At 42.1% G+C, this 14176-nt stretch carries 9 protein-coding genes; all 9 read left to right on the forward strand.

Annotation, left to right across the window (positions count from 1 at the left end):
• Positions 1-62: 62 nt before the first annotated feature.
• The 9 genes from rpoC to tpiA all read left to right on the forward strand — a co-directional run bounded on the left by rpoC (position 63) and on the right by tpiA (position 14169).
• Positions 63-4292, forward strand: a complete 4230-nt coding sequence (gene rpoC, locus BUQ89_RS03055; protein WP_028461884.1) for a DNA-directed RNA polymerase subunit beta' — start codon at positions 63-65, stop codon at positions 4290-4292.
• A gap of 208 nt (positions 4293-4500) precedes the next feature.
• The gene (locus BUQ89_RS03060; RefSeq protein ID WP_074202459.1) at positions 4501-6213 is read left to right on the forward strand and encodes a multiheme c-type cytochrome; all 1713 of its coding nucleotides are present in this window, start codon (positions 4501-4503) and stop codon (positions 6211-6213) included.
• On the forward strand, positions 6210-7256 hold the full coding sequence (gene haoB / locus BUQ89_RS03065; RefSeq protein ID WP_074202487.1) for a hydroxylamine oxidation protein HaoB: 1047 nt from the start codon (positions 6210-6212) through the stop codon (positions 7254-7256). The genes BUQ89_RS03060 and haoB overlap by 4 nt, the downstream gene beginning before the upstream one ends.
• Before the next feature lie 145 nt (positions 7257-7401).
• Entirely contained in the window at positions 7402-8115 is a 714-nt protein-coding gene (gene cycA, locus BUQ89_RS03070; RefSeq protein ID WP_074202488.1) for a cytochrome c-550 CycA, read from the forward strand.
• Positions 8115-8753, forward strand: a complete 639-nt coding sequence (locus BUQ89_RS03075; RefSeq protein WP_074202462.1) for a NapC/NirT family cytochrome c — start codon at positions 8115-8117, stop codon at positions 8751-8753. The genes cycA and BUQ89_RS03075 overlap by 1 nt, the downstream gene beginning before the upstream one ends.
• A gap of 488 nt (positions 8754-9241) precedes the next feature.
• Entirely contained in the window at positions 9242-10174 is a 933-nt protein-coding gene (gene pstC, locus BUQ89_RS03080) for a phosphate ABC transporter permease subunit PstC (protein ID WP_028461073.1), read from the forward strand.
• A 95-nt stretch (positions 10175-10269) separates the two neighbouring features.
• Complete coding sequence (pstA, locus tag BUQ89_RS03085; RefSeq protein WP_028461072.1) at positions 10270-11196, forward strand: phosphate ABC transporter permease PstA; 927 nt, start codon at positions 10270-10272, stop codon at positions 11194-11196.
• 8 nt (positions 11197-11204) lie between these two features.
• Complete coding sequence (gene pstB / locus BUQ89_RS03090) at positions 11205-11999, forward strand: phosphate ABC transporter ATP-binding protein PstB (protein ID WP_028461071.1); 795 nt, start codon at positions 11205-11207, stop codon at positions 11997-11999.
• 1414 nt (positions 12000-13413) lie between these two features.
• Positions 13414-14169, forward strand: coding sequence for a triose-phosphate isomerase (gene tpiA / locus BUQ89_RS03095; protein WP_028461070.1), 756 nt, complete (start codon positions 13414-13416; stop codon positions 14167-14169).
• Positions 14170-14176: the final 7 nt, after the last annotated feature.

Below are 14176 nucleotides of genomic sequence, written 5' to 3' on the forward strand. Positions count from 1 at the left end.
ATCAATGATATATATATCCCGAATAATTTTTTGTATTGCCCCCTGATTAACAGGAGTGACAAATGAAAGCACTGCTAGATTTATTTAAACAGGTTACCCATAAAGAAGAGTTTGATTCAATTAAAATTGGCCTGGCTTCTCCAGACAAAATTCGTTCGTGGTCTTATGGCGAGGTAAAGAAACCTGAAACAATAAACTATCGCACATTTAAACCGGAAAGAGATGGTTTATTTTGTGCCAAAATATTTGGACCTGTAAAAGATTATGAGTGTTTATGTGGGAAATATAAACGCTTGAAGCATCGTGGTGTAATTTGTGAAAAATGTGGTGTTGAAGTTACCTTATCAAAGGTGCGCCGCGAACGGATGGGTCATATTGAGCTGGCTTCTCCCGTAGCACATATTTGGTTCTTGAAGTCGTTACCATCCCGTTTGGGCATGGTATTAGATATGACTTTGCGAGACATAGAGCGTGTTCTTTATTTTGAAGCCTATGTAGTTACAGATCCGGGCATGACGCCTTTGATACGTTGTCAGCTATTGACTGAAGATGATTATTTAACAAAGACCGAGGAGTATGGTGATGATTTTAGCGCTAGCATGGGCGCTGAAGGCGTACGGGATTTATTAAATAACCTCGATATTCGTGTCGAAATTGATAATTTGCGCCGTGAAATGGAAAGTACGGGTTCGGAAACCAAGATGAAGAAAATTTCCAAACGCCTGAAAGTACTGGAAGCATTTAATAAATCAGGGATTAAACCCGAATGGATGGTTTTATCTGTACTTCCTGTATTACCACCGGATTTACGTCCATTGGTTCCTCTGGATGGAGGGCGTTTCGCAACTTCCGATTTAAATGATCTGTATCGGCGTGTTATTAATCGTAACAATCGTTTAAAACGCTTACTTGAATTAAAAGCACCGGAAATTATAGTTCGAAACGAAAAGCGCATGTTGCAGGAGGCGGTTGATTCGTTACTGGATAATGGTCGTCGAGGTAAGGCGATGACAGGTGCTAATAAACGTGCGCTAAAATCACTTGCTGATATGATTAAGGGTAAAGGCGGACGTTTCCGCCAGAATCTACTTGGGAAGCGCGTTGATTACTCTGGGCGTTCAGTGATTGTTGTCGGTCCTCAGCTTAAACTTCATCAATGTGGCTTGCCAAAAAAAATGGCACTTGAATTATTCAAGCCATTTATATTCAACAAACTAGAATTAATGGGAATTGCCAGCACAATTAAGGCGGCCAAGCGAGAGGTGGAAAATGAGAGTCCGGTTGTATGGGATATTCTTGAAGATGTGATTCGAGAGCATCCTGTCATGTTGAATCGGGCACCCACATTGCATCGCTTAGGTATTCAAGCATTTGAACCTGTTTTGATAGAAGGTAAGGCCATTCAACTGCATCCACTCGTATGCGCTGCATTTAATGCTGATTTTGATGGTGATCAGATGGCAGTACATATTCCTTTGTCATTAGAAGCTCAGATGGAATGTCGTACTTTGATGATGTCAACCAATAACGTGCTTTCTCCAGCTAATGGCGAGCCAATCATTGTTCCATCGCAAGATATAGTATTGGGATTGTATTACGCAACGCGGGAAAGAATTGGTGCGCGCGGTGAAGGTATGATGTTCTCAAATATTAGTGAGGTATCACGCGCTTATGAGAGTCGTCAGATTGAATTGAATGCTAAAATAACAGTGCGAATTAAGGAATTTGATACAGATGCACAAGGCGCACGTTATGAAAAAATCACTCGTTATGAAACAACGGTAGGGCGAGCATTGCTATTTGAAATATTTCCTGCGGAACTGCCTTTTTCGCTTCTTAATAAGGCGCTGAAGAAAAAGGAGATTTCAAAACTTATTAATGCCAGTTTCCGGCGCTGTGGTTTACGTGAAACAGTGATTTTTGCGGATAAGTTAATGTATTCTGGGTTTACCTATGCAACGCGTGCGGGTATTTCAATTTGTGTTGATGATATGCTGACTCCGACACAAAAAAGCAATATTATTGCGGCATCTGAGAGGGAAGTGAAAGAAATTGAAGCACAGTATACTTCAGGGTTAGTAACACAGGGCGAGCGTTATAATAAAGTGGTGGATATTTGGGGACGTGCTGGTGACCAGGTAGCCAAGGCCATGATGGATCAACTTGGTGTTGAAACCGTTTATGATCGGATGACCGGTGAAGCAAGGCATGATAAAGACGGTAATCTGTTAACGCAGGAATCATTCAATTCAATTTATATGATGGCTGACTCGGGTGCACGTGGTTCAGCTGCTCAGATACGCCAGTTATCTGGTATGCGTGGGCTGATGGCGAAGCCTGATGGTTCAATTATTGAAACACCTATTACAGCAAACTTCCGCGAAGGACTCAACGTATTGCAGTACTTTATTTCTACGCATGGTGCGCGCAAGGGGCTTGCGGATACTGCGTTGAAAACGGCAAATTCCGGATATCTTACACGTCGACTGGTAGATGTGACGCAAGATCTCGTCGTAACAGAGGAAGACTGCGATACGGATAATGGTGTAGTTATGGGAGCGCTGGTTGAAGGCGGAGAGATTATTGAAGCACTACGCGAACGAATACTTGGGAGAGTAGTGGTCAATGAAGTGATTAATCCGGAAAATCAGGAAGTGATATATCCTTCTGGTACTTTATTGAATGAGGAAGAAGTTGATTTAATTGAATCGTTAGGTATCGATGAAGTGAAGGTACGTACCCCGCTGACTTGTGAGACGAGATATGGATTATGCGCTCAATGTTATGGACGTGATTTAGGACGAGGTACACCGGTTAATGTCGGCGAAGCAGTGGGAGTGATTGCTGCGCAGTCTATTGGAGAACCCGGTACACAGCTTACTATGCGTACATTTCATATTGGCGGGGCAGCATCGAGAACTGCCGTGGCCAGCCAAGTTGAAAGTAAGTCAAGTGGTGTTATCCATTATTCTTCAACGATGCGCTACGTAACTAACGCTCAAAATGAGTTAATTGCGATTTCACGGAGCGGTGAGGTGGTTATACATGATGATAGTGGTCGTGAACGTGAACGTCATAAAGCACCGTATGGCGCTACGCTGCTGGTTCGTGATGGAGACAATGTTAAAGCAGGCCAAATATTAACGACATGGGATCCGCATACGCGCCCGATTATTACGGAATATACTGGTAAAGTACGATTTGAGAATGTTGAAGAGGGTGTTACGGTAGCTAAGCAGATCGATGAGGTGACTGGTTTGTCGACGCTAGTTGTAATTGATCCGAAGCGGCGTGGCGTCATGCAATCCAAAGGCCTGCGTCCATTAGTTAAATTTTTGGATGAGCATGGAGAAGAGATTAAAATAGCCGGTGGCAATCAGTCGGTGGGTATTACTTTTCAAATTGGATCGATTATTACAGTACGTGATGGACAGCAGGTAAGTGTAGGTGAAGTTCTGGCGCGTATTCCACAGGAAACTTCGAAGACACGCGATATAACCGGTGGCTTGCCGCGTGTGGCGGAATTATTTGAGGCCCGCCCGCCTAAAGATGCCGGGCTGCTAGCTGAGGTTACAGGGGTTGTATCTTTTGGTAAGGATACGAAGGGTAAGCAGCGACTTGTAATTACTGATTTAGATGAAGTCTCGCATGAATATCTGATACCCAAGGATAAACATGTGATGGCACACGACGGGCAGGTTGTTAATAAGGGAGAGGTAATTGTTGACGGCCCTGCTGATCCACGCGACATTTTACGTTTGCAAGGAGTAGAGGCGTTAGCACGTTATATTACAGATGAAGTGCAAGATGTTTATCGTTTGCAGGGCGTAAAAATTAATGATAAGCACATTGAAGTAATTGTGCGGCAGATGTTGCGTCGAGTACAGATTGTAAATGCTGGAGATTCTTATTTTATTCCGGGTGAACAGGTTGAACGAGCCGATCTTCTCATAGAGAATGAACGATTGATTGCGGAAAATAAAATGACTGCAACTTATGAATTTATGCTACTGGGGATTACGAAGGCTTCATTATCGACAGACTCATTTATATCTGCTGCATCATTCCAGGAGACTACACGCGTATTGACTGAAGCAGCTATTATGGGTAAAAAAGATGATTTACGTGGCCTTAAAGAAAATGTTATCGTTGGTAGATTAGTTCCAGCAGGCACTGGATTATCTTTTCATAATGCCCGCAAAAGGGTTAAAACAGCATTAGATCTGAGCCGAGAACCGGATACTAATATCGATAACATGGGAAAAGCTCAAAGTAGTGAGCATACTATCTGAGAATAGTGGTATGCTTTTCCCAAGAATTATGGGTGGTGTGGTGTGGACTCAGTAGGCTAGGCAGTCTTCGTCTTCTTGCCTAGAGAATAGGACGTGCTGGATAGAGGAATGCGCGAGCAAAATTCTTGCACACAGGGAATAATAAAAGCAAAAAACTATTTTGTAATAATGTAAGCAGTAATTTTGGAACAATAAAGGAGAGAGAGATATGGTTGCCAAGTCTTGGCTAAAAATAGTATCGCTTGTCTGTAGCGGACTGCTGGTAGCAGCAGCGCACGCGAGCATACCAAGCGTTCCGGATGAAACCTATGAAGCACTGAAGCTGGATCGTAATACGGTTACACCCAAACAAATGCACGAGGCGTTGGTAAAGCGCTATAAAGATCCTGCCCAGGGTGCTGGAAGAGGGACTATGGCTGAATATTGGGAACCCATTCCTTATGGTATATATCTGGATCCGGCAACTTTTTACACTCCTCCCAGCTCAATGAAAGAAGTAGCCGGACGGAGTGAATGCGTAGAATGCCATACAGACGAATCACCGGTTTGGGTACAGGCTTGGAAACGAAGCACCCATGCTAACCTGGACAAGATACGTGATCTTAAGCCAAGTGATCCGACCTATTACAAGAAAGCCAAACTGGAAGGTGTAGAAAAGAATCTGCGCTCCATGGGCAAGCTGGGCGAGAAAGAGAACCTGAAAGAAGTCGGGTGTATTGATTGTCACGTGGATATTAACGCTAAGAAGAAGGCCGATCACAGCAAAGACCTGATTATGCCGACAGCAGATGTCTGTGGTGTCTGTCACCTGCAGGAATTTGCTGAACGGGAATCTGAGCGGGATACACTTATCTGGCCGCATGACCAATGGCCTGCAGGACGTCCATCTCATGCGCTGGACTATAAAGCCAACGTAGAAACGACTGTCTGGGCAGCAATGCCACAACGGGAAGTAGCCGAAGGTTGCTCCATGTGTCATACCAATCAAAACAAATGTGACTCATGTCATACCCGCCATGAATTCTCAGCGGCAGAATCACGTAAACCGGAAGCTTGCGCTACCTGTCACAGCGGTGTTGATCACAACAACTGGGAAGCCTATTCCATGTCCAAACATGGAAAAATGGTATCGATGCTGGGTAATAAATGGAACTGGGATGTGCAGTTGAAAGATGCCTATGCAAAAGGTGGACAGAATGCGCCCACTTGTGCTGGCTGCCATATGGAATATGAAGGTGAATACACGCATAATATGGTCAGGAAGATTCGTTGGGCAAATTACCCATTTGTACCGGGTATTGCAGAAAACATTACCAGCGAATGGTCTGAAGGAAGATTGGACTCATGGGTCGTAACTTGTACGCAATGTCACTCTGAGCGTCTGGCACGTTCTTATCTGGAGCTCATGGACAAGGGTACCCTACAAGGACTGGCTAAATACCAGGAAGCCCATGAAATTGTAGAAACGCTTTACAACGATGGTCTGCTAACGGGTCAGAAGACTAATCGTCCTGCACCACCTGCACCGGAAAAACCCGGGTTTGCGCAATTCTCACAGTTGTTCTGGTCGAAAGGGAATAACCCAGCTTCACTCGAACTGAAGATACTTGAAATGGGTGAGAATCAGCTGGCGAAAATGCATGTGGGCTTGGCACACGTCAACCCAGGTGGCTGGACCTATACTGAAGGTTGGGGTCCGATGAACCGTTCATACGTTGAAATTCAGGACGAAAATACAAAGTTCCGTGAAATGATGGCATTACAGGAACGTGTACAGAAGCTTGAAAGCAAACGTACCAGTCTCCTCGATCTGGACAGCACGGCTGAGAAAATCTCATTGGGAGGACTCGGTGGTGGTATGTTGCTGGCTGGGACGCTTGCATTAGCAGGCTGGCGTAAACGTAAGAAGATCGAAGGTTGACCTCCTTCAACACATCCGGTCGCTCCACTGGCGTGACGCGACCGGGAAGTAAGCTGCTCCCGTCACTGGGTATACTCCTGGTGATGGGAGGTTTGATTCTACTTGGCTGGTTTGCTTATCTCTGGTTTAGTCCGGTACCAGCGCCTTATCAGTATCATTTGGTAGCAGAAGGAGATGTACGTCAGTTTAGTGAGCTGGAGCTTGATTCCTGGCCAGATCTGGCACTCAGTAAATATGAGGTACAGGTAGCGGGCATAGATAAACCCGTTGCTCTGGCATACCTTGCTCGACGTGAAAATGACTCGCCGGTACTCATCAACTGGGAAAACCGTCTCAGCGAGCAATTGATCTCAATTGATCAGAAGTCATCTGAACTCAGTGTCTTAGCTGATGCGATTGCCAAGCATGCGTCGCCCGAGGCAATCATACTGGCTTGGTGGGATACTTCGCGCCAGATAAAGCTCTTGTCTGAACGGGATACCTTTTTTACCAGCCATCTGGGTGAACCACTGATCATCCCGGAAAGCTGGCGAGATCAGCAGGAAGCCATCCGCGCATACGAAAATAAATTCTGGCAGGATACCGCTATTCAACAAGAACAGGATGATTTTCAGCGCTTTAGTGAAGCACTGGTAGCAACCCCGGAAAAAGGTGTTGCCATGCTGCGGGAATTGATCGGTTCCCCACGTGAAGCCTATCTCATTGTACACGTCACGGATCTTTATAAACTGGGATTGATGCAACCGGATAATTTCGGTATTGCTTATAAAAGTTTTCCGTTGACAGGCAACATGCATGGGTTGATCAATCATATGAAGGTGTATCTGAAAGAAAATAATTACGAAACATACACGCTGCAATCGCTATCAGACAATGAGATCAGAGCCTATTTTCTCAGCGATAAAGCGAGTAGCCAGACCTTGCTCGCGCAGATGTTGCCATTTACCAGTAACAAGCCACCGCTGGAACTCGAAGCGGCGCAACTGATTTATCAGCATGGTGGTTATTGGGTGTATCAAATCCCATCGGGGCAAAAGCAGTAAACAATGGGCAGACACGTACGAAAAATAAAGCAGTTCGTTACAAAAAAAGGACACAATCGTGATCTTGTCCATTTACACCACTTAATGATAGCGTAGAATACCCGGCAAATAATTTGAACGATAAAAAAGTTATAAAGGAGGAAGGATGAAACACCCAATCACCTATGTATTTGCTCTGTTAGCCATGTTGACCTTTTTTTCCGGAAACATAGCTGCTGATACATTTGAAGGACGCAAGAAATGTAGTTCCTGCCATAAAGCTCAAGCTAAATCATGGAAAGATACTGCCCATGCCAAAGCAATGGAATCACTCAAACCGAATACCCGAGAAGAAGCCAAGATCAAGGCAAAGCTTGATCCAGCCAAAGACTATACCAAAGATAAGGATTGCGTCGGTTGTCACGTAGATGGCTTTGGCGAAAAAGGGGGTTATACGATTGCATCACCCAAGAAAATGTTGACGGGTGTGGGCTGCGAATCCTGTCATGGGCCTGGTAGAAAGTATCGCGGTGATCACCGTAAGAGTGGTCAGCAATTTGAAAAATCGGGTAAGACAACACCTCGCAAGAAGCTGGCGGACAAAGGACAGGATTTTCACTTTGAAGAAAGCTGCAATGCCTGTCATTTGAACTATGAAGGTTCGCCATGGAAAGGCGCTAAAGCACCTTATACACCGTTCACCCCTGAAGTTGATGAAAAATACACATTTAACTTTGACAAAATGGTTAAAGATGTGGGTGCCATGCATGAACATTACAAACTGGATGGCACATTTGTGGGTGAGCCAAAATTCAAATATCATGATGAATTCCAGGCTGAGGCCAAAGTAGCCAAAGACGACAAGAAAGGAAAAGACTGATGACAGGACTACAAAAAGGCGCGATAGGTACGCTGCTTACAGGTGGTCTGCTTGGAATAGTCATGGTCGCGGTCGTATTTGGAGGCGAGGCTGCTCTCTCTACGGAAGAGTTCTGTACCAGCTGTCACTCCATGACGTATCCGCAAGAGGAACTGAAGGAATCGACACATTATGGCGCGTTAGGTGTCAATCCAAGCTGTAAGGATTGTCATATTCCACAGGGATTTTCGAATTTCCATCTTGCGCTATATACTCATGCGGTTGATGGCGCGCGCGAGTTGTATTTGGAATTCATGAACGATTATTCCACGCTGGAAAAATTTAATGAACGTCGTTTGATCATGGCGCATGATGCTCGCATGAACCTGAAGAAATGGGATAGTGTGACTTGCCGTGATTGCCATCGAAATCCGGACCCACCGGGAGAAGATGCACAAGCCGCTCATAAAAAGATGGAAACTGAAGGTGCGACATGTATAGATTGTCATCAAAACCTGGTTCATGAAGAAGCACCTATGACTGACTTGAATGCGAGTCTGGCAGCGGGTAAGTTAGTCTTGAAGCAGGAAGAAGTCGAGGAAGAGGATGACGACGACGAGGATGATGATGAGGAAGAAGATGAAGATGATGATGAGTAAATGCTTCACTCCTCTTGTCGTTTGAATGATGAGTGATAACAACTTACTCAGCTATTCAGTTCATGTTTTCTGTCTATAAATGAGCTGTAACAAAAGAGAAAAGATGTAGCGATACATTCTGGAGTGGTAATACACTCCAGAATATTAAAAATTTATTTTATATAAGAAAGACCGCTGCATAACTGTTATCTCGGGCTGGATAAGATTTTTAAGTGTTTGATTTATCAATGCTGCAAGTAATCAGAAAAGCTCAAAAATACAGTTATGCAGCGGTCTTTAAGATAGAATTGAAATAATTGACTTTTGCAAGGAATAGGGACTTCTTAAAACGTAGTTAACCTGTTTTTTTAGTACAGCTAGGTAATAATAACCACTGGGATAAAAAAAATTATATAAAGTGTGTTTTGTTATTGCTATAGTATGTGTAAGGTATAAATTCTCTCAACAGCTATCTATAAAATGTTTCGATTTAATAAAAGGTATTTTCTGTGACTGTAAAGTCGCTCAAAGAGAAAAGCTATTCTGGAAGGCTTGGATATAGCTATCGGCGTCATTTGCAAGAGCGATTTATTGAGTTGTTGCTATTCATGGCGGCTCTCTTCTCAGTAGCGATTATGTTAGCTATCATTGCGATGTTAGTGAAAGAATCGTTTATATTTTTTCAGCAGGTTTCAATCTGGGAATTTCTTACCGATACGCAGTGGACGCCACTATTTGATGATGCACATTACGGTATACTTCCACTGGTTTCAGGTACAGTAGTGAGTTCTTTGGTTGCCTTGATAGTGGCACTTCCATTAGGAACTATAATTGCAATATATCTATCTGAATTTGCGCCTTTCTCTGTGCGTGAAATTGCAAAACCATTTCTTGAATTGCTAGGTGGGGTACCTACAGTAGTTTATGGCTATTTTGCGCTATTGTTTGTTACACCGCTGTTGCAAATGATATTTCCGGAATTACCAGGGTTCAATCTACTTTCAGCGGGTCTTGTTATGGGAATAATGATAATTCCCTATGTGAGTTCAATGACAGAAGATGCGATGAGAGCTGTACCAATGCAGTTACGAGAGGGTTCCTATGCAATGGGTGCAACCCGTTTTCAAACAGCTATTCGGGTAGTGATGCCCGCCGCATTTTCTGGAATAGCTGCTGCTTATATACTGGGCATTTCCCGGGCTGTAGGAGAAACAATGGTGGTAGCAATAGCAGCTGGCATGCAACCAAATCTTACGTTGAATCCCATGGAGCCTGCGGCAACCATAACGGCTTATATTGTACAGGTGAGCCTAGGTGACTTGCCGCATGGCAGCATTGGTTATCAAACAATTTTTGCTGCTGGGCTAACGTTATTATTATTAACATTAGCGTTTAATATTATTGGACATGTATTGCGTAAGCGATATCGTGAAATATATTGATTTTTGTAAATAGGTAGGTATTGGCGGTGAACGGCAATAACTGATGATCAAATAAATCATTCTTGAGCAGCTGTGATTTAAATAAATTTTCCTTCATGAAGAATGCAAAAAACTTAAAAGAAATACGAAAAATTATTGTACATCATAAGCGCTGGGATTTTATATTTATGATTACCGGTATTTTTGCGTTGATGATTGCGGTGTTGACATTTATGGCCTTGTTTGCCCATATGCTGATTGATGGGCTGCCTCGATTATCTTGGGAATTTTTTACTTCGTTTCCTTCTCGTCATCCTGAGGCTGCGGGAATTTTGTCGGCTTGGGTTGGCACCACATTAGTGATGTTGGTTACGGCAATATCAGCGGTACCACTTGGTATTGGAGCAGGTGTTTATTTAGAAGAATACGCAGCTAAAAATTTATTCACTGAAATTATTGAGATTAATGTGACTAATCTTGCTGGAGTTCCCTCTATCATATATGGTTTGCTTGCATTAGGATTGTTTGTATATCAAATGGGTTTTGGTCAAAGTATTTTGGCTGCAGGATTAGCATTGGCATTGTTGATTTTACCGGTTGTAATTGTTGCGACTCGTGAGGCGATACGGGCAATTCCAATTGCAATTCGCGAGGGTGCTTATGCACTCGGTGCGACAAAATGGCAGACGGTGTTTGATCATTTGTTACCCTATTCGGCCGCCGGAATTTTAACGGGTGTTATTATTGGCTTAGCCCGCGCTATTGGTGAAACAGCACCTATAATCACAATTGGAGCATTAACTTTTATCGCGTTTCTACCGCCTTCCCCAATAACAAATGAATTTCCTTTTTTATCATTTGAGTGGTTAACAGCACCATTTACTGTCATGCCGATACAAATGTTTAATTGGGTATCACGGCCAGAAGAAGCTTTTCAATTAAATGCTGCTGCGGCCGGTTTGGTGTTAGTAGTTATGACACTAGCCATGAATGGATTAGCTATTTATTTACGCTATCGTATGCGAAAAACTATTAAGTGGTAGAGAGAATCATGCAAATAAAGTTAGCATCAAATCCGAGGCCAACGGAGTATAAATCCGAAGTTAGAAATTTAAATTTCTATTATGGTGAATTTAATGCTCTTAAGAATATTAATATGGTAATGCATGATAAACAGATTACGGCATTAATTGGCCCTTCTGGGTGTGGAAAATCGACGTTCCTGCGCTGTTTTAATCGAATGCATGATTTATATCCAGGCAACCGCTATGAGGGAGAGATTATTCTTTATCCGGATGATGTGAATATCTTGTCATTAAATGTGGATCCAATTGAAGTTCGTATGCGAATAAGCATGGTATTTCAAAAGCCAAATCCTTTTCCAAAGTCAATTTATGAAAATGTGGCTTATGGATTACGTGTCAGAGGGGTAAAGCAGCGCGCCGTTTTGGATGAAAAGATAGAAGAAGCCTTGCGTAATGCGGCTTTATGGGATGAGGTTAAAGACCGAATACATCAACAGGCTTTTAATTTATCCGGCGGTCAACAGCAAAGATTATGTATTGCTCGTGCGTTGGCAACAGATCCGGAAATATTGTTGTTTGATGAACCGACCTCTGCGTTGGATCCGATAGCAACAGCGAGTATTGAAGAGTTGATTGCAGATTTAAAAAACAAGGTAACCATATTAATCGTAACGCATAACATGCAACAAGCGGCGAGGGTGTCTGACTATACGGCTTACATGTATTTAGGTGAGTTAATTGAATTTGGTGTAACCGATACGATTTTTATAAAGCCTAAAAATAAACAAACAGAAGATTATATCACTGGGCGATTTGGTTGAGAGTATGACGGATCTTTATGTGTCTGAATCTATCAGAATAAAAAATGAGAAATCGACATCTTTTTGCTAGTGATATCAGCATTTTCATATTGCTTTTTTTATCTCATTTATTCTAAATATTCAGCTTCCTATAAATGCATGCTTCAGTGCTAATTAGTTTTTCTAATGAGAACTACGGAGTAGATGGCATGAAAATAGTTCAGTGCGATACGGGTTATTGAGGTTCTGAAACAATAGGAACCTGGGTGTGGAGTGAAGGTGACAGAGATTTTTTCGATATTTTTGTAGCTGAGAAGCTGTCGCATGATAGATTGGAGATGGGGTAAACAGAGGAACTTAAGTTGTTGGGTAATGAGAGTCGGTACTTAAAGTGGCTGATTGTTGATCGAAACAATCTTATCAGAAAAAATATGGGTAAAGAATAGTAAGTTCGGAATCATTTTTAATGAAAATAGAAATAGTATGGAACTAACTTGAAAAGGCATACTCATATTGTAGCAAGTAGTGGATTATGGTGCTCAACGATACTGTATTCTCATTAGGTAAACCATCTGAATAGTTACAGCTGAGAGCTTGGATGTTTGAAAGGAATTTGTTCATCCGTCTGCCTCGTGCTAGGGAGGCCCGAAATCATAAATCATGGCAATATACTGATAATAATGTTTGGTCATGTATGTTTTAGGCTTGAGCTAACGGATACTTATGGAATCCACGCACGAAATCCACGATAAGATAGATGAATCAATCGTGCTATTATAAGCAGACAAGGAAAATTATTCAATATGAATCAGCTGCTTATATTTAATAAGGCATTTTTGCTATCATGAGTGCATAAGCTAATAGTAGATTAATTTCAATAAGATTAGCTGAAATAATCTATTCATTATTCATCGACTACATAGCATAAAAAAATTAAACGGATATTCGTAACGTAACTAAAAAATCAGCTAGCTAGTAAGATCGCTGATTTAATATGAGTAAATAATGTGAATTTAAGGGTAGATCTATAATCGTACGCTTGTCTGTTTTGTAAATTTCATATTTCTAAGTGTCATATAGTGTTTAGTGTATATTATAAAGTGAGATGAGTTGAACTATTATCTGCTATATTGATGTTCGTATCCGTTTAAAGATAAGGGTACCTGAAAAAATATATTTCTAGCACGTCGGTTTTTATATTGATCCTAGGATAAATATTTGGATCTCTTTTATTACGCTAAAGTAATAATATAAGGTAGATATAGTTATTTATTAACGAGTTGTGTAAGTGTTCTGAATCCAAATGGATAAATTGGAATAGCTGCTTGTTAGGCAGAAATCATACGCTAATCTTGGTCAACAAATAAGACTTGCAATTGACTAGATAGTCAATCAAGGGTAGCATCGCCGACTTTGAAGTTAAGGGTTAAGTAAAATGCGCGAGAAGCTAGTAGCAGGTAACTGGAAAATGCATGGTAATCAGGCCGAAAATAAAAGCTTATTAAATGCGGTAGTTGCAGGCGTTGCAGAATTGCGCGGAAAAGATATCGCAGTATGTGCACCTTACCCTTATTTGTCGTTAGTTCAAACTATGTTGCGGGATACAAATATTGTCTGGGGAGCGCAGAACGTCAGTCAGTATGATAAAGGAGCTTATACGGGAGAGATCTCAGCAGCAATGTTAAAAGATTTTGATTGTAGCTATGTAATTGTAGGTCATTCAGAAAGAAGAGCGCTTTATAACGAAGATAGCCATACAGTTGCACTGAAATATGTAGCAGTGCAACGAGAAGGAATGGTGCCTATTTTATGTGTGGGTGAAACGCTGGAACAGCGAGAATCTGGAATAACCGAGAAAATAATCTCGGAGCAATTAGATGCGGTAATGAATATGGCAGGTGGAGCTTCGTTGGGTAAAGCAGTAATAGCTTATGAGCCTGTTTGGGCAATAGGGACCGGTAAAACTGCAACTCCGCAACAGGCTCAGGAAGTACATGAATTTATTAGAGCAAGAGTAGCAATTCAAAATGCCGAAGAAGCTGACAACCTAGTGATTCTTTATGGCGGTAGTGTTAAGGCTAATAATGCTGCTGAATTGTTTAATATGCCGGATATAGATGGTGGGTTGATTGGCGGGGCTTCGCTGGTTGCTACCGAATTTATTTCAATCTGCCAAGCATTGCAGAATTAACTATTTG

It is taken from the genome of Nitrosomonas cryotolerans ATCC 49181 (assembly GCF_900143275.1).
GTDB lineage: Bacteria > Pseudomonadota > Gammaproteobacteria > Burkholderiales > Nitrosomonadaceae > Nitrosomonas > Nitrosomonas cryotolerans.

Coding starts and splice junctions, on each gene's coding strand:
- pstA (WP_028461072.1), top strand. CDS start 10,270: ATGAAGAATGCAAAAAACTTAAAAGAAATACGAAAAATTATTGTACAT.
- cycA (WP_074202488.1), top strand. CDS start 7,402: ATGAAACACCCAATCACCTATGTATTTGCTCTGTTAGCCATGTTGACC.
- BUQ89_RS03075 (WP_074202462.1), top strand. CDS start 8,115: ATGACAGGACTACAAAAAGGCGCGATAGGTACGCTGCTTACAGGTGGT.
- BUQ89_RS03060 (WP_074202459.1), top strand. CDS start 4,501: ATGGTTGCCAAGTCTTGGCTAAAAATAGTATCGCTTGTCTGTAGCGGA.
- tpiA (WP_028461070.1), top strand. CDS start 13,414: ATGCGCGAGAAGCTAGTAGCAGGTAACTGGAAAATGCATGGTAATCAG.
- pstB (WP_028461071.1), top strand. CDS start 11,205: ATGCAAATAAAGTTAGCATCAAATCCGAGGCCAACGGAGTATAAATCC.
- rpoC (WP_028461884.1), top strand. CDS start 63: ATGAAAGCACTGCTAGATTTATTTAAACAGGTTACCCATAAAGAAGAG.